This window comes from Solirhodobacter olei, from assembly GCF_004010155.1.
Classification (GTDB): Bacteria; Pseudomonadota; Alphaproteobacteria; order Rhodobacterales; family Rhodobacteraceae; genus Solirhodobacter; species Solirhodobacter olei.
This window is the reverse complement of sequence record NZ_RRYH01000007.1, coordinates 125,352-144,196: the sequence shown is the minus strand read 5'-3', so window position 1 is coordinate 144,196 and position 18,845 is coordinate 125,352. Positions and strand designations below refer to the sequence as shown.

18 protein-coding genes are annotated in these 18,845 nt (G+C 69.5%); 10 read left to right on the top strand and 8 right to left on the bottom strand.

The genetic code is table 11. The annotated features are described in order from the left end of the window. Positions 1 to 123: 123 nt before the first annotated feature. Positions 124 to 2,229 carry a hypothetical protein gene (locus EIP85_RS06215; protein WP_127901300.1) on the top strand — a complete coding sequence of 702 codons (2,106 nt, stop codon included), beginning with the start codon at positions 124 to 126 and terminating at the stop codon, positions 2,227 to 2,229. A gap of 23 nt (positions 2,230 to 2,252) precedes the next feature. Here EIP85_RS06215 and EIP85_RS06210 read toward each other — a convergent pair whose 3' ends face one another. The 4 genes from EIP85_RS06210 to idi all read right to left on the bottom strand — a co-directional run bounded on the left by EIP85_RS06210 (position 2,253) and on the right by idi (position 4,791). Continuing rightward, entirely contained in the window at positions 2,253 to 2,678 is a 426-nt protein-coding gene (locus EIP85_RS06210; protein ID WP_127901299.1) for an acyltransferase family protein, read from the bottom strand. A 29-nt stretch (positions 2,679 to 2,707) separates the two neighbouring features. After that, positions 2,708 to 3,295: an acyltransferase family protein gene (locus EIP85_RS06205; protein WP_127901298.1), complete on the bottom strand. Its 588-nt coding sequence runs from the start codon at positions 3,293 to 3,295 to the stop codon at positions 2,708 to 2,710. Between the two features lie 68 nt (positions 3,296 to 3,363). Further along, positions 3,364 to 4,248 carry a glycosyltransferase family 2 protein gene (locus EIP85_RS06200; protein ID WP_127901297.1) on the bottom strand — a complete coding sequence of 295 codons (885 nt, stop codon included), beginning with the start codon at positions 4,246 to 4,248 and terminating at the stop codon, positions 3,364 to 3,366. A gap of 15 nt (positions 4,249 to 4,263) precedes the next feature. Then, positions 4,264 to 4,791 carry an isopentenyl-diphosphate Delta-isomerase gene (gene idi, locus EIP85_RS06195; protein ID WP_127901296.1) on the bottom strand — a complete coding sequence of 176 codons (528 nt, stop codon included), beginning with the start codon at positions 4,789 to 4,791 and terminating at the stop codon, positions 4,264 to 4,266. A gap of 111 nt (positions 4,792 to 4,902) precedes the next feature. On the opposite strand from idi, the gene hemE reads away from it, so the two are divergent. Further along, positions 4,903 to 5,949 (top strand): uroporphyrinogen decarboxylase, encoded by a 1,047-nt coding sequence (gene hemE, locus EIP85_RS06190; RefSeq protein WP_127901295.1) that lies wholly within the window; start codon positions 4,903 to 4,905, stop codon positions 5,947 to 5,949. A 212-nt stretch (positions 5,950 to 6,161) separates the two neighbouring features. Here the strand turns inward: hemE and recQ are convergent, their stop codons facing one another. Together recQ and EIP85_RS06180 are read right to left on the bottom strand one after the other, a co-directional pair. Next, complete coding sequence (gene recQ / locus EIP85_RS06185) at positions 6,162 to 8,198, bottom strand: DNA helicase RecQ (protein ID WP_127901294.1); 2,037 nt, start codon at positions 8,196 to 8,198, stop codon at positions 6,162 to 6,164. A 9-nt stretch (positions 8,199 to 8,207) separates the two neighbouring features. Further along, on the bottom strand, positions 8,208 to 8,492 hold the full coding sequence (locus tag EIP85_RS06180; RefSeq protein WP_127901293.1) for a YggT family protein: 285 nt from the start codon (positions 8,490 to 8,492) through the stop codon (positions 8,208 to 8,210). A 142-nt stretch (positions 8,493 to 8,634) separates the two neighbouring features. On the opposite strand from EIP85_RS06180, the gene EIP85_RS06175 reads away from it, so the two are divergent. The 6 genes from EIP85_RS06175 (at position 8,635) to EIP85_RS06150 (ending at position 14,673) form a co-directional block, all read left to right on the top strand. Next, entirely contained in the window at positions 8,635 to 9,177 is a 543-nt protein-coding gene (locus EIP85_RS06175) for an acyl-CoA thioesterase (RefSeq protein WP_127901292.1), read from the top strand. A gap of 126 nt (positions 9,178 to 9,303) precedes the next feature. Beyond that, positions 9,304 to 10,650 (top strand): MFS transporter, encoded by a 1,347-nt coding sequence (locus tag EIP85_RS06170; RefSeq protein ID WP_127901291.1) that lies wholly within the window; start codon positions 9,304 to 9,306, stop codon positions 10,648 to 10,650. Next, entirely contained in the window at positions 10,647 to 11,540 is an 894-nt protein-coding gene (mepA, locus tag EIP85_RS06165; RefSeq protein WP_127901290.1) for a penicillin-insensitive murein endopeptidase, read from the top strand. Before EIP85_RS06170 ends, mepA begins: the two co-directional genes overlap by 4 nt. Before the next feature lie 513 nt (positions 11,541 to 12,053). Continuing rightward, positions 12,054 to 12,476 (top strand): alternative ribosome rescue aminoacyl-tRNA hydrolase ArfB, encoded by a 423-nt coding sequence (arfB, locus tag EIP85_RS06160; protein WP_127901289.1) that lies wholly within the window; start codon positions 12,054 to 12,056, stop codon positions 12,474 to 12,476. Continuing rightward, entirely contained in the window at positions 12,473 to 13,750 is a 1,278-nt protein-coding gene (locus tag EIP85_RS06155; protein ID WP_127901288.1) for an aspartate aminotransferase family protein, read from the top strand. The genes arfB and EIP85_RS06155 overlap by 4 nt, the downstream gene beginning before the upstream one ends. Continuing rightward, positions 13,747 to 14,673 carry a phosphotransferase enzyme family protein gene (locus EIP85_RS06150; RefSeq protein WP_127901287.1) on the top strand — a complete coding sequence of 309 codons (927 nt, stop codon included), beginning with the start codon at positions 13,747 to 13,749 and terminating at the stop codon, positions 14,671 to 14,673. Before EIP85_RS06155 ends, EIP85_RS06150 begins: the two co-directional genes overlap by 4 nt. Before the next feature lie 169 nt (positions 14,674 to 14,842). Here EIP85_RS06150 and pncB read toward each other — a convergent pair whose 3' ends face one another. Together pncB and pncA are read right to left on the bottom strand one after the other, a co-directional pair. Beyond that, positions 14,843 to 16,135, bottom strand: a complete 1,293-nt coding sequence (pncB, locus tag EIP85_RS06145; protein ID WP_127901286.1) for a nicotinate phosphoribosyltransferase — start codon at positions 16,133 to 16,135, stop codon at positions 14,843 to 14,845. Between the two features lies 1 nt (position 16,136). Continuing rightward, positions 16,137 to 16,745, bottom strand: a complete 609-nt coding sequence (gene pncA, locus EIP85_RS06140; RefSeq protein ID WP_127901285.1) for a bifunctional nicotinamidase/pyrazinamidase — start codon at positions 16,743 to 16,745, stop codon at positions 16,137 to 16,139. Between pncA and EIP85_RS06135 the strand changes: the two genes are divergently transcribed. Together EIP85_RS06135 and EIP85_RS06130 are read left to right on the top strand one after the other, a co-directional pair. Then, the gene (locus EIP85_RS06135; RefSeq protein ID WP_164871654.1) at positions 16,708 to 17,688 is read left to right on the top strand and encodes a DedA family protein; all 981 of its coding nucleotides are present in this window, start codon (positions 16,708 to 16,710) and stop codon (positions 17,686 to 17,688) included. The genes pncA and EIP85_RS06135 overlap by 38 nt on opposite strands. Beyond that, entirely contained in the window at positions 17,685 to 18,812 is a 1,128-nt protein-coding gene (locus tag EIP85_RS06130; RefSeq protein ID WP_127901283.1) for a D-alanine--D-alanine ligase, read from the top strand. The genes EIP85_RS06135 and EIP85_RS06130 overlap by 4 nt, the downstream gene beginning before the upstream one ends. Positions 18,813 to 18,845: the final 33 nt, after the last annotated feature.

Sequence of the window (18,845 nt, the reverse complement as noted above, 5' to 3'; positions counted from 1 at the left end):
CGCGGCCCTCCCCCTGGTTGCGCGCGCTCCACCCCGTCCCGGCGCAACGGCCCGGGGCGCCGTGGCAGGGTCTGGCGCCTTGCCGCCGGCCCGCGCCGGCCGCGTCTTGCGAAGGATCCCGCGATGCAGATGACGATCGGACTTCATCTTTCCCGCCCCTCCGAACGGCGCAGCGCCGCCCCCGCCGCGCCCTCGCCCGTCACCGCGATCGGCGCCGAGGGCTTCACCGCCACCTATCCAGATCCCTCCATATTCGACCCTGTCACGGCCCCAGAGATGATCGCGGTCACCCGCCCCGGCTTCACCCCCGCCGGCCTCGCTACCACCCGGACGGACCCGGTGGTGATCATGACCCGACTGCGGCAGCCCTACCCGGACCAGGCCACGCTGACCGCCGACCAGGTGAGCCTGTCCGACTTCGTCTTTTCGGGCGACACCATCCCCGGCGTCGCCAACGCGTCCACCCGCGCCTACCCCAAGCCGATCGCCTGCTGGCTGACCCCGGATCTGCAGCGCACGACGGGGGCCAGCTTCACGGCTCGCCTCGCCGTCGCCCATGCCTATGCCCGCGCGGGCCAGCCCGTCGCCGCCGTGCGCTTCATCGCCTCCGACGGCACGACCGAGGTGGATCAGCTCGTCTCCACCATGAGCGCGCGGCAATGGGCCTCCGGCCTCAGCGCGCCGTATTTCGAGGCGGCGATCGACCTGTCCGCCCTGGCCCCCGCGACCCTCTGCACGCTCGACGCGATCATCTACCCCTGGGTGGGCGAGGCGTTCCGGATCTCGACCGACGCCGACGCCTGGCCCTCCGCCAATCTCTGCGTGCTGAAATTCCTGAACGACCGCACCGGCAGCTACGGCGCCGCCTTCGCCTATGTCGACGCGGCCGGGGGGAGCGACGGAACGGGCGCGGCCTCCACCACCCCCGCCACTGCCGGGGCGGCCCCGTTCCGGAGCATCGCGGCGGCGGCCAGTGCGCTGCGCGGCTTCAACCTTGCGAACTTCGGGCGGGACGAGGCCAGCGGCGGGACGATCCGGCTGATCGAAGGCACGCATCTGCACGCGAATTTCTCCGCCTGCGCGGCCAGCACGATCCCGGTCACGATCGAGGCGGCGGATCCGGCGAAGATGGCCACCACCGTTTATCAGGATCCGGGCAGCAGCATCTCCGGCGGGCTGCCCCCTATGGTGGCCTTCCGCAACCTGACCCTGCGCAAGGCCGGCGGCAGCACCGTCTTCCTCGACAGTGCGGCGACGCTCGCCTCGCTCGACCATCTCGTGGTGATGCAGAACGTCACCGTCGATCTCAACGGCACCTCGGCCTATGCCGCCTGGATCTACCGGGTCGGCCGGATCTTCCTGGAAGACTGCGACATGACCGGGGCCAACGCGGTTTTCGACGATTTCGGCGGCACGGCGAAGCATATCACCGCCGTCGGCTGCACCGGGGCGGGCAGCAAGAACACCACCTTCAACATCGTGGCAAGCCAGGTGACGGCGGCAAGCGGGCGCGTCCCCGGCTCCACCAACCTGATGCGGGGCGAGGGGCAGTTCTTCAGTCACAGCCACTTCACCCTGTCGCAGGACGGCACGCGGGTGTTCGACGCCACCGGCCGCGGAGCGATCGGTCCGCGCGGGCTTGCCGTCGTCGGCTGCGTGATCGAGCAGGCCGGGGGCGACACCAACTGCGCCTTCGGCGTAAGCGCGGATGGCGACGTGACCACGGCGGAGAACGTGCTGTCGATCGCCAATACGGTGGTCGGCTCGCGCACCAACTGGCTTTACCAGGACAGCGGCAGCAGCAGGGTGGCGAAAAGCGGCTGGATGCGCTTCACGGTAAACATGGAGCGGAACACCAAGACCGACATCTTCGGCCAGAACGGCAACCTGACCGGCAACTGGCCGGCGGCCTTCAACTGCGGCCACCGCGGCAATGCGGCGCTCTTGGGCGACAAGGCCGGAAACGCCGCCTGCGGCACGGGCGCCTGGTTGGGCGAGGTCGCGGGACCCGGCGATGCCTATGGCGCCATCGCCACGCCGCTTGCCGCCGATTGGGCCGATGACCAGTCCTTTGGCGCGGGGGGCGGTGGAATGGGGGATTACACGCCCGGCGCGGGCTCTGCCCTGCCCTGCGTTCCGGCCGGGCTCGCCCCCTTCCCGCTGGACATGAAGGGCCGCCCCGTCGCCGATGACGGCAGCGCCCGGGTCGGCGCGATCCAGCCTGCATAGGACCTGAAACGCCGCCATCGGCCCTACTCCGCCGGGGCCGGCAGGGCGCGCCGGCGCAGCGCCAGCGCCGGCCGCTCCACCGCGTGCCAAGAGAGGATGGCGCAGACCAGCGTCATGGGCACGGCGCAGGCGAGGTTCTGCGCCGGCCCCTGCGGGCCGAGAAGCCAGACCGCCAGCCCCTGCAGCGGAAAGGCATAGACGTAAAGCCCGTAGGAATAATCTCCCAGCCGGTTCCACGCCCGGATCCACCCGCCCGGCACATAGCCGAGCCAGAGGGTCCCGTAGGCCAGCGCCGCAGCCGCCAGCGGCTCGAACCCCTCCCCCCCGCGCGCCGCGAAGGCAAGGCCGCAAAGCCCCAGCGCCAGAAGGCCCGACAGCGGCACGCGGTGGCGCCAGACCCGCAGCGCCATGCCGAGCGCGAAGGGAAGGGAGAGATCGCGGAACGCCATCGCCTTCACCGGAAGGGCCGCGTCGCGCGTCAGGACCCAAAGCAGCGCGTAGCCGCGAGCGCCCCCGCCATAGCCCGCCGCCACCGGGTCAGGCCGGCCATCCCGGCGAGCAGGACCAGCGCGTAGCATGCCGCCTCGTGCCCCAGCGTCCAGATCGAGCCCTCGACCGCCGGATAGGGGTTGCCTGCGAAGACCCCCGGCAGCCCATATTCGGGCCGAAGCAGGGTCATGTTACGCGCCAGGAACCCCCAGACCGCGGGCGCGCGCAGGTATGTCGCCACCGGCAGCGCCGTGACCGCCGGCCCCAGTGCCAGAGCCACGAGGACAAGCGACACCGCCAGGCAGGGCAGCAGCCGCAGCCCCCGGGCCAGCAGATAATCGGCCGGCGAGGCGCTGGCTTCGAAACTCGCGGTGACGAAGAAGCCGGAGAGCGCGAAGAAGGCCCAGACGGCGAGCGTGCCGAGGCTTCGGCCCAGCGCCGCCTCGAGCGGCTCCACCGTGCCGGGGCCCAGCGCGATCGGCCAGGCGTGAGAGGCCATGACCGCGAGGGCCAGGCCAAACCGGATCAGGTTGAAGTTGTTATCGCGTCCGGTCGCGACATTGCCCAGATAGGTCATATGGCCGTCCTGAGCACCCCGCCTTCAGAATGCACAGTCCCGCCATTCGCGCAAGGGTTGTGCGCGGCTCAGGCGCGGAAGACCTGCCCCAGCATCCAGAACGCCCGCGCGAGCCTCAGCCGCACCAGCACTGCCGCCGCGCGCCGTCGTTCCGTCGCATCGCGCAGCCGCGGGTCGCGCGCGACCCGCGCCAGATGCGGCAGCGCGCTTGCCGCCACCAGTACCGCCCGGCCCAGCCAGTAGGGCCGCGCCAGCCAGCCGCGCCGCTGCCGCTCGAAGCGCCATGTCTCTGCCGTCAGCCGCCGCCACTTGGCGCGCAGGGCCGGCCAGTCGGCTCGGGTCGGATGGCCGACCCGCATCGCCTCGGCATAGACCAGGTGATAGCCCGCCGCGACCGCGCGCATGGACCAGTCGCGATCCTCCGACACGCCCGGGCGGAACCCGCCCACCGCATCAAAGATGCCGCGATGGATGACGAGGTTCCCGGCCCCGGCGAAGCCCTGCCGCTCGACATAGTCGCGGAAGCGGAAGGCGAAGACGGTCTCGAACGCCTCGGCCCCGCTTCTCGGCGGCGGGGTCTCATCGAACAGATCGACCCTGCCACAGCCCAGATCGGCGCTTACCGCCACGCGGCGCGCCATGACCACCCAGTCCGGCGCAGGGACGCAATCGGCGTCAAGGAACAGGACCACCGGGGCCGAGGTTTCCGCCAGGCCCCTGTTGCGCGCGGCGGCGGCGCCACGCTCCGGCTCCGTGACAAGGCGGACGCCGGAGAAGGCGCCGATCACCCCGTCGGGCGGCGTTGCGGAGTCGTTGTCGACCACGACCACCTCCACCCCGGTCAGGTCGTTGGCGGTCAGCGCCGACAGGCAGCGTTCAAGCCGCAGCGGATCGTTGAAATGCGGAATGATGACGGCGCCGCCGGGCCTGTCGGAAAGGGGTGCCGCGCCCACCTTGCTAGCCCGGGATCATTTCGCCAGATCGCCGAAGATCGCCGCGCCATGCCGGGCGAGGTAGATCCCCAGCCAGGGCGCGAAGCGGGCCGGTTCCCGCGCCACCTCTCGCGCCAGCTCGCCCAGCTCCGCCCAGTGCCAGTCCATCACCTCGGCCGGGTCGGGCGCTATCGTCAGCCCCTCGGTCGCCTCGGCCACGAAGACCTCGACGACCTCATGCTCCACCATCCCGCCGCCCACGTCGGCGCGGTATTCGACCTGCTCGCGCCACTCAGGCGCCAGCCCCTCGATCCCCAGTTCCTGCTTCAGGCGCCGCGTGGCGCAGTCGAGCGGCGTCTCGCCCCAGATCGGATGGGTGCAGCAGGTGTTCGCCCAGAGGCCCGGCGTGTGGTATTTCTGAAGCGCCCGGCGCTGCAGCAGCACCCGCCCGCCCGCCATCACGAAGACCGACACCGCCGGATGGCGCAGGCCCCGCCGGTGCACCTCCAGCTTCTCGACCGGCGCCAGCTGGCCGTCCACCCAGGCCGGGATTGCCTCACCCATCACACTCTTCCCATCGCAACACCTGCCCATCCTTCCTCATTTCAAGCCTCCCGCCAAGCCGGGACATCGCGCCCGCTTGACTTCGCCCGCCCGGCATCGGACCACGGGCCCATGACGGATTTGCCCTCTCCCAGCAAGACCATCCTGCGCGCGCTTTCGGGCGAGCGGCAGGCCATCCCTCCGGTCTGGATGATGCGGCAGGCGGGCCGCTACCTGCCGGAATACCGCGCAACCCGCGCCAAGGCGGGCGATTTCCTCTCGCTCTGCTACACGCCCGATCTGGCGGCCGAGGTCACGCTGCAGCCGATCCGCCGCTACGGGTTCGACGCCGCCATCCTTTTCGCCGACATCCTGCTGATCGCCCAGGCGCTGGGCGCGGAACTGTGGTTCGCCACCGGCGAGGGCCCGCGGCTTTCGACCGTCACCGGCCCCGGGGACCTCGCCCGCCTGAAGCCGGTGGAGGCGATCCACGAAACCCTCTCCCCGGTCTACGAGACGGTGCGGATCCTGCAGGGGGAACTGCCCGCGGAGACCACGCTGATCGGCTTCGCCGGCGCGCCCTGGACCGTCGCCACCTACATGATTGCCGGGCGCGGCACCCCGGACCAGGGCCCCGCCCATGCCCTGCGCATGGCCGACCCCGACACGTTCGACGCGCTGATCGAGCTGCTGATTTCGGCAACGATAGAGTATCTTTCGGCCCAGATCGCAGCCGGGGCCGAGGTGGTGAAGCTGTTTGACAGCTGGGCCGGATCGCTGAAGGGCGAGGCCTTCGCCCGCTACGCGGTCGACCCGACGCGGCGGATCATCGCGGCGCTCAAGGCCCGCCACCCGGGCATCCCCGTCATCGCCTTCCCGCGCGAGGCGGGCGAGGGCTACATCGGCTTCGCCCGGGCCACCGGCGCCGATTGCGTGGCGATCGACAATTCGGTTTCCGCCGACTGGGCGGCGGCGCATGTGCAGGTGGACGGCTGCGTGCAGGGCAACCTTGACCCGCGCCACATGGTCACCGGCGGCGCCGCGCTGACCGAGGAGACGCGGCGCATCGTGCGGGCCTTCTCGAACGGTCCGCATATCTTCAACCTCGGCCATGGCATCACGCCCGAGGCCGACCCCGACAACGTCCAGCGCATGATTGACGCGATCCGTGGCGGCTGACCGGCCTTAAGCCCTGTTCATCCCGATGCCCGATCCTTGGCCCATGCGGCACGAGGGCGGGCATGACCCCGGCGGAGAAACGCGCGAAGGAGCGGCGGCTGGAGCACGGCAGCTCTTCGCCGCCAATGAAAAGCGCGCCCTGCGCCTTCGGTGCGCTGCGGCCGGAACGAGAGTGTGGCCAGACTCGGAAACAGGGCCTATTCCGGCCCGGTTCACTCGTCTGCCAGCACCTCAAGGAACGCCTCGGCGAAGCGTTCCGCGCGGGCCTCGCCCAGAAGCCGGGTCAGCCCGGCGCCGTCGCGCGGCCGCAGCTCGGCCACCTTGGCGATCAGCGAGGCCGAGCAGGACAGCGGCTTTTCCGTCCCGTCGCCGCCCCGTGTCAGCCGCCCATGCGCCTCCAGCAGCCGGTCGTAGAGCGTGCCTGCGTCCCGCCCGGCAAGCTTCCGGCGCGCCGGATGGATCCGCGCCGCGGTCTCTCCGGTGATGACCTCCAGGAACATCGCGCCGTAGCTGTCGAGCTTCTTGGCCCCGACGCCGGTGATCCCGGCCATCTGGTCCAGCGTCTCCGGCCGCCGCTCCGCCATCTCGATCAGCGTCCGGTCGGTGAAGATCACATAGGCCGGAACCCGGGCCGCCTCCGCCAGCGCCCGCCGCTTGGCCTTCAGCGCGGACAGAAGCGGCGCGTCCTCCTCAGCCACCAGCGCCTTCACCACCGTCCGGCTCTTCGCCCGCACCGTGTCGCGCCGGAAGGCGACGGTCTCCTCCCCCCGCAGCACCGGCCGCGCGGCCTCGGTCATGCGCAGCGCGCCGTGGCGCTCCGGATCGGGGCGGACGAGATCCCGCCCCATCATCTGCCGGAAGATCGCCGCCCATTCGCCCTTGGAGATATCACGCCCCACGCCGAACGTCGGCAGCTCGTCATGCCGCCGCCCGCGCACCTTCTCGGTCGTGGTGCCGGTAAGCACATCGGTCAGATGCCCTGCGCCGAAGCTCTCCCCCGTCCGAAGGATCGCCGAAAGCGCCTTGCGCACAGCCTCGGTCGCGTCGACGATTTCCGGCGGGCTGTCGCAGAAATCGCAGGCGCCGCAGGGCTCCGCCGCCTCGCCGAAATAGCCCAGAAGCACCTGACGGCGGCACCGGACCGCCTCGGCCAGCCCCAGAAGCGCGTTCAGCCGGGCGTGGTCGGCGGCCTTGCGCTCCGCCGGGGCCAGCCCCTCGTCCACCTGCGCGCGGCGCAGCCGGATGTCCTCTGGCCCGTAAAGCGTCAGCGTCTCCGCCGGCGCGCCGTCGCGGCCGGCGCGGCCGATCTCCTGGTAATAGGCCTCTATCGACTTCGGCAGGTCGGCATGGGCCACCCAGCGGATATCCGGCTTGTCGATCCCCATGCCGAATGCGACCGTGGCCACCACGATCAGCCCGTCCTCGCGCTGGAACTGGCCCTCTACCAGCCGCCGGTCGTCCGCCTCCATCCCGCCGTGGTAATGCACCGCCGCCAGCCCCGCCTCGCGCAGCGCCGCCGCCAGCCCCTCGGTCTTCGCGCGCGTCGCGCAATAGACGATGCCGGACTGGCCCTTCCGCGCTGCGGCGAAACTCAGGATCTGCCGCCGCGGCTGGTCCTTCACCGCGAAGGCAAGGTGAATGTTCGGCCGGTCGAACCCCCTCAGGAAGGTCTCCGGCTGCGCCCCGTCGAACAGCCGGGTGACGATCTCGGCCCGCGTTTCCTCGTCCGCCGTGGCGGTGAAGGCGGCGAGCGGTACGCCCAGCGCGCGGCGCAGCTCGCCGATCCGCAGGTAGTCGGGGCGGAAATCATGGCCCCACTGGCTGACGCAATGCGCCTCGTCCACCGCCAGAAGACTGACCCCGATCCGCTTCAGAAGCACCTGCGTTCCGCTGGCCGAAAGCCGTTCCGGCGCCATGTAGAGCAGCCTCAAACGCCCGTCATCGAGCGCCTGGAACACCGCCTCGGTCTCTTCCTCGGTATTGCCGGAGGTCAGCGCCCCGGCCTCCACCCCCGCCTCGCGGAGCGCGCGGACCTGGTCGCGCATCAGCGCGATCAGGGGAGAGATGACGACCGTCACCCCCTCGCGGCACAGCGCCGGTAGCTGGAAGCAGAGCGACTTGCCCCCGCCCGTGGGCATGATGGCGAGCGTGTTCTTCCCGGCGGTGACGGCGGCGACGATCTCTGCCTGCCCGGGCCGGAATTCGGGAAAGCCGAAGACCGAATGCAGCAGTTCCTCGGGCGCGGGCATCGCCCGGCCTCAGAAGGAATAGGCGTTGTTGATCAGCACGATCCGGATCGCGTAGATCGCGATCAGCACGACAAGCGGCGCCAGGTCCAGCGCGCCGGTGTTCGGCAGCACCTGCCGCACCCGCGAATAGATCGGGTCGAGCAGCCGGTTCAGCCCGTCCCAGATCTGGTAGACGAGAGGCTGGCGCAGGTTCAGCACCTGGAAGTTGATCAGCCAGCTCATGATGATGTGAACGATCACCACGAAATAAACGAGGTTGAGGATCAGCAGGATGATTTCGATCAGCGAGGTCATCGGTCCCGTCTCTGGCCAGTGCCGATCCTAGATATGGTCCGGCGCGAAAAAGGGCAACCGCCTTCGCATGCCATGCCCGGCCGCGCCCTGACGCAGGGTCGCGCTTGACCGCGCCGCGCCCTCCCGGCAGGCGAGGGGGGCCATGTATCCGTTCCTCCGCCTTGCCACAGAGCTTGCCCTCAGCCGCCGCCTGCCACCCCTGGGGCTGACCGGCACCCATGTCTCGCACCACACCTGCATGCCCTGGGACATCGACCCCTGGATGGAGCTGAACAACGGCCGCACGCTGACGCTTTACGATCTTGGCCGCATTCCCTACGGACGGCGCATCGGGCTGGACCGCGCGCTGCGCGCCAACCGCTGGGGCATGGCCGTCGCCGGTGCCTCCGTCCGCTACCGCCGCCGCATAAAGGCCTTCGACAGGGTCGAGATGCGCAGCCGCGGCCTCGGCTGGGACGACCGCTTTCTTTACATCGAGCAGAGCCTCTGGCGGAACGGCGAGGCGGCGAACCAGATTCTGATCCGCTCCGCCGTGACGTCGAAGGCCGGCATCATCGCCCCCGCCCGGCTGGTCGAGGCGCTGGGCGAGGCCACCGAAAGCCCGCCGCTGCCCGCCTGGGTCGCGGCCTGGATCGAGGCGGAGGGCGAACGCCCCTGGCCCCCCGAGGGGGCAGGCCGGCCCTAGACGCGGTGCCGTCGATATCCGAAGCACGTTGAAGGGGCGGGCCCCGGTCGCAGCTCTTTCCATCCGCCCTTGCGCCGCGCCGCGCTTTCCCGTTCAATTCGATCACGACATGGCGAGGGGGCAGGCATGGCAGAACCGTCCAAGCGGCGCCGCATCTGGGGCTGGTTCTTCTATTTCTGGGCCGCCCAGCCCTATTTCACCCTGCTTCTGACCTTCATCTTCGCGCCCTATGTCGTTGATCTGGTCGGCAAGGGATCGACCGCGCAGACGATCTGGGGTTACGGCGTTTCGGCCTACGGCCTGATCGTCGCGATCTCGGCCCCCTTCCTTGGCGCGATCGCCGACAAGGCGGGCGGGCGCAAGCGCTTCATCGCCTTCTTCGCGATCTTCTACATGCTTGGCGCCTGGGGCCTGTGGTACGCCGTGCCCGGCCATTACAGCCTCGCCTTCCTGATGCTCTCCTTCGGCCTCGGCCTGATCGCGACGGAGCTTTCGGTGATCTTCGCCAATGCCATGCTGCCGGGTCTCGGCGCGCGGCACGAACTTGGCCGCATTTCCGGCTCCGCCTGGGGCTTCGGCTATGTCGGCGGCGTCGTCTCCTTGGTCCTGGTGCTCGCCTTCTTCGCCGAGCAGCACAACGGATACACGCTGATCGGGATCCACCCGCTCTTCGGACTCGACCCGGCGACGCGCGAGGGCACGCGCGCCGTTGGCCCCTTCACCGCGATCTGGTTCGCCGTTTTCATCATCCCGTTCTTCCTGTGGACGCGGGACCCGAGGCCGAAGGGCTCGCCCTCCGTCCTCGCCGCGGCAAGGACCGCCTGGCCGGACCTTAAGGCCACGCTGTCGACCCTGCCAGGGAACCGCAGCCTGTCGCTGTTCCTGGTCGCCTCCATGCTCTACCGCGACGCGCTGAACGGGATCTTCGTCTTCGGGGGGGTCTATGCGGCGGGCGTGCTGGGCTGGTCGGTGGTCAACGTCGGGGTCTTCGGCATCCTTGCGGCCGTCACCGGCGCGATCTTCGCCTGGCTCGGCGGCAAGGCCGACAGCGCCTTCGGCCCCAAGCCGGTGATCCTGATCTGCGTCGTCATCCTGACGCTGGTCGCCACGGCGACGCTCTACCTGTCGCGCAGCTCCGTCTTCGGCCTGCCGGTCGTCGCCGGCTCCAGCCTGCCGGATATCGTCTTCTACATCCTCGGCGCGCTGATCGGGGCCTGCGCCGGCGCGATGCAGGCCGCGAGCCGCACTATGATGGTCCAGCAGGCCAACCCCGAGCGGATGACCGAGGCCTTCGGCCTCTACGCGCTCGCCGGTCAGGCCACCTCCTTCATCGCGCCCTTCGCCATCGCCGTGACGACCGAGATCACCGGCTCGCAGCAGGCCGGGATCACGCCGCTGATCGTCCTGTTCCTCGCCGGCCTCGTCCTGCTGCTACCGGTCCGCACGCGCCCCGTCGTGGCGGCCCCGGCGTGAGGGCGCTCGCCGCCCTCCTGACCGCCCTCGCGCTTGCCGCGCCCGCCTGCGCCGACCCCCTTGCCGCCCAGCTCTTCAGCGCCCAGACCGCGCCCAGCCCCGGCCCCGCCGACCCGGTCGGCACCTATGCGCGGGGCTGCGCCGGCGGCAACGTCGCCCTGCCGGAAAGCGGCCCCACCTGGCAGGTCATGCGCCTCTCGCGCGACCGCTACTGGGGCAATCCGGTGACGATCTCCTTCCTTGAGGATCTGAGCCGGCACGCCGCCACGCAGAAGGGCTGGAAGGGTCTCTATATCGGCGACATCGGCGAACCCCGCGGCGGCCCGATGCCCTCCGGCCACGCCAGCCACCAGATCGGGCTCGACGCCGATGTCTGGTTCCTGCCGCCCAGGACGGTCCACCTCAGCCGCGCCGCGCGGGAGGAGGTCAGCTCCATCTCCGTCCGCACCGCCGACCAGCGGCACATCAACGCCAATTTCACCCAGTCGACCGCCGACATCCTCGCCCATGCCGCCGCCGACCCGCGGGTGGACCGCATCTTCGTCGCCGCCGCGATCAAGCTGGCGCTCTGCCGGAACGCCCGCCCGCAGGACACGTTCTGGCTGCAGAAGCTCCGCCCCTGGTACGGCCATAACGACCATTTCCACGTCCGCCTGAAATGCCCCCCCGGCGCGCGCGACTGCGAGACCCAGCACCCGACGGTGGCCGAGCTTTCCCACGGCGGATACGGCTGCGACAAGACGCTCGACTGGTGGGTGACGACCTACCTCTACGAGCTCAGGCACCCCCCGCCGCCGCCGACGCACCCGCGCCCGCACCGCCGCGGCCCGCGCGAATACCTGATGTCGGACCTGCCCGCCAAATGCAGCGCCGTTCTTGCCGCGCCGTGATCTGCCCCGATCGGGGCATCCCTGCGCGCCCGGTGAATTTGATCGCACCAATTGCGTAAAAATGTTTGACAGACACAAAATCTGTGGCACCCTTGCCTTAAGTTCAACCCAGCGAAAGGAGGTGGTCCAGTGTCGAGAGGGATATTGGAGAGAGGTGCCGGGACAGTCAGGAGGGACGCCGCCTGAGGGCAGCCCCAAGGGCAATTTCTTCTGATTGGGCCTACCTAACTGGTCCATCTCCAGGGAACTCGGAGGGCCGCGCGACTAGCGCGGCCCTTTCCGTTTTTTCGGCCCGAAACAGCGGTGCATTGCACCGCCGGGCCAGCGCCGTCCGCCCGGACGGATGGGCGCTTTTTGTGAGGCATCGCCCCGGCAAACCGAAGGGGTTCCTTACGCCATAAACGGACAGACCCGTGCCGCCCCTGGCGCCCACCCGCGGACGGGCGCTGGCCCAGCTCAACGCCCCCGCAAATCCGGTTCCGCTCCGCGCGGCGGCGCGCTAACCTCCGCCCCATGCTGCATGTCACCGACACCTTGGCCATCGCCGACTGGGAACTGACCGAGAGCTTCACGCGCTCCTCCGGTCCGGGCGGGCAGAACGTCAACAAGGTCTCCACCGCTGTCGAGCTTCGGTTCGAGGCCGCGCGCAGCCCCAACCTCACCCCCGCCGTCAAGGCCCGCCTCAAGCGCATCGCCGGGCGCCGCTGGACGGCGGAAGGCGCGATCCTGATCCGGGCCGAGGAAACCCGCAGCCAGGAACGCAACCGTGCCATCGCCCGCGAGCGGCTGGTGGAGATGATCAAACAGGCCCTGATCCAGCCTAAACGCCGCATCGCGACCCGCCCCACGCTCGGATCCCAGCGCCGCAGGCTGGCGGCGAAGACGGTTCGCGGCCAGGTCAAGGCGCTCCGCGGCAAGCCGGAGGCGGAGGAATGACGCGCACCGAAACCCTCCTCGCCCGACGCCGCCGCCTGCTGGGCCCCAACGTGCCGACCTTCTACGCCGACCCGGTAGAGATCGTCCGGGGCGAGGGCGTTTGGCTCTGGGACGCTGCGGGCCGCCGCTACCTCGACTGCTACAACAACGTCGCCAGCGTCGGCCATTGCCACCCGCGGGTGACGGAGGCGATCGCCAGACAGGCCGCGACGCTGAACACCCACACCCGTTACCTGCACGAGGGGATCCTCGACTACGCAGAGCGCCTGACAGCGCGCTTCGGGCATGACCTGTCGACGCTGATGATGGTCTGCACCGGGTCGGAGGCGAACGACGTTGCGCTGCGCATGGCGCAGGCGGTCACCGGCAAGACCGGCATGATCGCCACCAACGCCACCTATCACGGCAATACCGCGCTGGTCTCGCAGCTCTCGACCCGCCGCCCGCCGATCGGTGGCTACGCCCCCAACGTCCGCCTCGTCCCGACGCCGGACCACCTGCGCCCGCTCGACGGTTCGGCAGAGGGCCAGTCCCGGGCCTTCGCCGCCCATGTCGCCCGGGCGATCGAGGAGCTGGAGGCGGCGGGCCACGGTTTCTCCAGCCTCATCCTCTGCCCCTTCTTCGCGAATGAGGGCTTCCCGGCGCTCGAGCCCGGCTTCCTCGCCCCCACGGTCGAGATGGTGAAGGCCGCCGCCGGCGTCATCATCGCCGACGAGGTCCAGCCCGGCTTCGGCCGCCTCGGCACCCATTTCTGGGGCCACGAGCGCATGGGCTTCGCGCCCGACATCGTGACGCTCGGCAAGCCGATGGCGAACGGCCATCCCGTCGCGGCCGTCGTCACCCGGCCCGAGGTGATGGCCGCCTTCCGCGAGGCTTTCGGCTATTTCAACACCTTCGGCGGAAACCCGGTCTCCTGCGCGGCGGCCCTCGCCACGCTGGAGGTGATCGACAGCGAAGATCTGGTCTCCAACGCGGCCAAAACCGGCGCTTACGCGCTACAGCGGCTCCGCGCGCTGAAGGACCCGAGGATTGCCGACATCCGCGGCGCGGGCCTCTTCTTCGGGGTCGAATTCACCCTGCCCGGCACGCTGGAGCCCGCCGGTGATTTCACGGCAAGGCTGGTGGAGGAGATGCGCCGCCGCGGCGTGCTTCTGAACCGTATCGGGCGCGGCGCCAACACGCTGAAGATCCGGCCGCCGCTGCCCTTTGCCCACGAGCACGTCGACCTTCTCGTCGATACGTTGGCAGAGGCGCTGGCCGCGATGCCGGCATGACCGAGGCCGCCCTGGCCCTCGCCGCCTGGGGCCGCTGCCCCGCGCCGCGCCTGATCAAGGACCGCGAGAACGCCGTCTACGCCGCCACCCTTCCGGACGGCACCCGCGCTGCCCTCCGTCTCCACCGCCCCGGCTATCAAAGCGCCGAGGCGATCCGGTCCGAGCTGATCTGGACAGAGGCGCTGGCCGGGGCCGGTCTGCCCGTCCCGCGCCCGCTGCGCACCGCCGAGGGCGCACTGATCCACAGCCTGCCCGGGGGGCGCATCGCCTCGCTCGTTGCCTGGGTCCCGGGCGTGCCGCTCGGCACGGCCGGCACCCGGCTCTCGGCCCCGCCCGAAACCTTCCACCGCATCGGCCAGCTCCTTGCCCGGATCCATGACGCAACGGACGCGCTGACCCTTCCGGCGGGGTTCACCCGCCCCGCCTGGGATGCCGATGGCCTGCTGGGCGACGCCCCGCTCTGGGGCCGTTTCTGGAAAAATCCGGCTCTATCTCAGCCGGAATCGGCCCTGTTGCTGCAGGCCCGCGATGCTGCTCGCCGGCATCTCGATGCGCTTTCGCCCGGTGCCGACACGGGCCTGATCCATGCCGACCTGATGCGCGAGAACATCCTGCTGGACGGAGCCGCCCTGCACCTGATCGACTTCGACGATTCCGGTTTCGGCTTCCGCGCCTATGACCTCGCCACGCTGATGCTTCAGAACCTGGCCGAGCCCGGCTACCCCGATCTCCTCGCCGCCGCCGCCGAGGGCTACGCGTCCCGCCGGCCCCTCACCACGGCCGAGCTTCCCTTCTTCGTCGCGCTCCGCTGCTTCGCCTCCTGCGGCTGGGCGGTGCCCCGCCTGCCGCCCGCCAGCCCCGGCCTTCGCGCCTATGCCGAGCGTGCCCTGGCCCAGGCCCGCCGGCTGCTCGACGGGTTCTGATCTTTTCCTTGGCGGAAATACTCTCGGGGGTCCGGGGGCAGACAGCCCCCGGCGCCGGACGCCGGTGCCTTGCGGTGGCAAAACGGTGCAAAAGCGGTGCTTTTACGGTATCGGCTTTTCCGTGGTTTTCCGGGTCCTTACGTCAGATCCTCGCCGCGGTGTGGCAAAGTCAGACGACGACCTCCACCGGCGTCTGGGCGCCCACGCCGAAGACACGCTTGTAGCGTTCGATCTGGTCCTTCGGCCCCATCGCCTTGTTGGGATTGTCCGAAAGCTTGACCGTCGGCCGTCCCTCCGCCGCGACCGCCTTGCAGACAAGGCTGAACGGCGCAAGCCGGTTTTCGGGGACCAGCCCCCTGAAATCATTGGTTAAAAGCGTGCCCCAGCCGAAGCTCGCCTTGACCCGTCCGGCGAAGCGGGCGTGGAGCTCCTCGATCTTGTCGACGTCGAGCCCGTCCGAGAAGATCACCAGCTTGGTGCGCGGATCCTCGCCCCGCGCCGTCCACCAGCGGATCGCCTCCTCCGCACCGGCAACCGGGTCGCCGGAATCGATCCGGATCCCGGTCCAGCTGGTCAGCCAGTCCGGCGCCCGGGCCAGGAATCCGGCCGTCCCGTAGGTGTCCGGCAGGATGATCCGAAGGTTCCCCTCATGCTCCTCGTGCCAGTCGGCGAGGACCTTGTAGGGCGCCTCGGCGAGCGCCGCGTCGTTCTCAGCCAGCGCGGCGTAAACCATTGGCATCTCGTGCGCATTCGTGCCGATCGCCTCGACTTCGCGGCGCATGGCGATCAGGCAGTTGGAGGTGCCGATGAAGGCCTCTCCCAGCCCCTCCTGCAGCGCCTGAACGCACCAGTCCTGCCACAGGAAGGAATGCCGCCGCCGGGTGCCGAAATCGGCGATCTTCAGGCCCTCGATGCTGCGCAGCCGTTCCACCTTCTCCCAGAGCTTGGTCATCGCCCGTGCATAGAGCACCTGCAGCTCGAACCGCCCCATGTCGCGCAGAACGGCGCGCGAGCGCAGCTCCATCAGCACCGCCAGCGCCGGGATCTCCCACAGCATGACCTCGGGCCATTTGCCTTCGAAGGTCAGCTCGTATTGCCCGTCGCGCTTCTCCAGGTGGTAGGGCGGCAGCTGCAGCCCCTCGAACCACTCCAGGAAGTCGGGGCGGAACATCTGGCGCTTGCCGTAGAAGGTGTTGCCGCGCAGCCAGGTCGACTCTCCCCGTGACAGCCGCAGCGTGCGGATATGGTCCAGCTGTTCGCGCAGCTCGCCCTCGTCGATCAGCTCCGCCAGCCGGATCGAGGTGGTGCGGTTGATCAGGCTAAAGGTGACCGTGGTATCCGGGCTGTTCCGGAAAACCGACTGGCACATCAGGAGCTTGTAGAAATCGGTATCGATCAGCGACCGGACGATCGGATCGATCTTCCAGTGGTGATTGTAGACCCGGGCCGCGATATCCACCATGTCAGGGCTCCAGCGTCACGCCCGCGTCGCGCATTGCCGCCCGCGCGGCCGCAAGCGAGCCGTCGAGGTCGATCGCCCGGCAGGCCCCTTCCAGCACCGTCGCCGAAAAGCCCAGCCTTGCCGCGTCGATCGCCGACCAGGCGACGCAGTAATCGGTGGCGAGGCCGACCAGCGTCAGCCGCGCCACGCCACGGTTTCGCAGGTAGCCCTCGAGGCCGGTCGCGGTCTTGTGATCGTTTTCGAAAAAGGCCGAATAGCTGTCGATATCGGTCCGGAAGCCCTTGCGGAGGATCAGGTCCGCCGGATCGGTGCGCAGATCGGGGTGGAACTCCGCCCCGGCCCCGCCCTGCACGCAATGCGCGGGCCACAGGACCTGCGGACCGTAGGGCATCTCCACCGTCGTGAAGGGGGCCGCGCCGGGATGGTTGGCTGCGAAGGAGGAATGGTCCGCGGGATGCCAGTCCTGGGTCAGGACGACCACGGCAAACTCGTCCATCAGCGCGTTGACACGGGGGATGATGCTGTCGCCATCCGCCACGGCAAGGGCGCCGCCGGGGCAGAAATCATTCTGGATGTCGATGACGATCAGGGCATCGGTCGTGGGCCGCATGGCGTCCTCCGGGGTCACAGTTTCGTGGGTAAGTGCCGGGCCAGCCAAGGTCAATGGCCGAACGTGCGGGCCGGGGCGGGGGGCGCCAGCGCGGCGCGAGGCCCGCACGACGGGCCGGTTGGGGCCCGCCGGTCGTCTTTTGCTGCCTCGCGCCGGGCCTGTCGAGGACCGGATAACGCTGTGCTACAAGGGCATCGGCGCGCCCTTCGACCGGGCCGCGAGGCTTGCCGGTTGGCCAACCCTCGCCTATAAGCCGCGCATCTATGGTGATGTCAGGACGAACAATGGGCGCAGCGGCAGGCAAGGCGGGCAGGGCCGCGCCCCCGACCCGGGGCGAGGCCGCATGAGCGCCCTTGCGCAGGACTTCACGCTTTTCGTCGAAGGCACGTCCAATCCCTTCCTTGTCTTCTTCGGCATCATCCTGTCGAGCTTCGTGCTGGAGGATGCGGCCGCCGTGCTGGCCGCGCTTGTGGTGGCCGACGGCCATGTCTCGATGCCGCTGGCGCTGGGCAGCCTGTTCATCGGCATCACGCTGGGCGATCTGGGCCTCTTCGCCGCCGGGCGTTTCGCGGCCCGTCACCCCTGGGCGCGGCGCTGGGTGAAAACGGACCGCGCGAAGGGGATGCAAGACTGGCTCAACACCCGGCTGATCGCCGCGGTGATCTCCGTCCGCTTCCTGCCGGGGGCGCGTCTGCCGACCTACACCGCCTGCGGTTTTCTCGGAATGCCGTTTCTTCGCTTTGCCTTGGCGGTCGTTGTCGCTACGCTTATATGGACGTCGTTGCTGTTCACCTTCGCTCTCGGGGCGGGAAAAGTGATCATGACCTATTTCGGAGCCTGGCGTTGGCCCGCGGGCATTGCGCTCGCGGTGATCCTGCTGGGCATCAGCCAATATGTCGCGCGGCGTCAGGCCCGGCGCATCAGGGGCAAGGACGAGAAATGACGTTGACAACCCTCGATCCCCGACCGCGCCTCCGCCGCCTGTTCGCACAGGATGGGAAATCCGAGGCGACATTCTCGGCCTTCGAGCTTTGGCCGGCCCGGTTCTTCTATATCCCGATGATCCTGCAATGGATGGGGCTTGCGCTGCGCTACCGCTCTATCACGCTGCCCACGCTGGCGAACCCCGGCATGGAGGCCGGCGGCCTCGTCGGAGAGTCGAAGTTCGAGATCATGTCCCAGCTCGGGCGCGAGGGGAAGAAATGGGTCGCCCCCTATACCGGCTTTCAGGTCGGCACCGCCTCCGGCGCGCCCTCGGCCGATCTGCCGCAGGCTCTCGCGGCGCTGGAGACGGCGGGGCTGGAGTTCCCGCTGGTCGCCAAGCCCGATATCGGCTGCCGCGGCGCGGGGGTACGGATCATCCGCACCGTCGCTGACCTCGACCATTACCTGACGCATTTCCCGCGCCGGGAACGGATCATCTTCCAGAAGCTGATCACCGCGAAGAACGAGGCCGGGATTTTCTACATCCGCGCCCCGGGCGAGGATCGCGGCCGCATCGTTTCGGTCACGCTGAAGCTCTTCCCCGAGGTGGTGGGCGACGGCCTGTCAACGCTGGAGGAGCTGATCGAGGCCGATCCCCGCGCCGGCAAGATCAAGGACGTCTACCTTGCCCGCCACGGCGCCCAGAAGGACCGGGTGCTGGAGAAGGGCGAGATCTTTCCGCTGGTCTTCACCGGCAACCATTGCCGCGGCGCCGTGTTCCAGGACGGCCGAGCCCATATCACGCCGGAGATGGAGGATCGCTTCGACGCCATCGCCCGTGGCATGCCGGAGTTCTACTTCGGCCGGTTCGACATCCGCTATGACGATATCGCCGATCTGCGGGCGGGGCGGAACTTCCACCTGATCGAGGTGAACGGCGCGGGTTCGGAAGCCACCCATATCTGGGACAAGACCACGAAGCTGGGCGATGCCTACCGCTTCCTGTTCTTCCAGCAGCGCACGCTGTTCGAATTTGGCGCCGCCAACCGCGCGCGCGGCTTCTCCTCCGTCAACGCTTTCCGGCTGCTCGGTCTCGCACTAAAGCAGGCGCGGCTGGGGCGATCCTACCTCGAGTCGAGCTGAGGACGAAAAGACCCGCCGACGGTCTGAATGCCG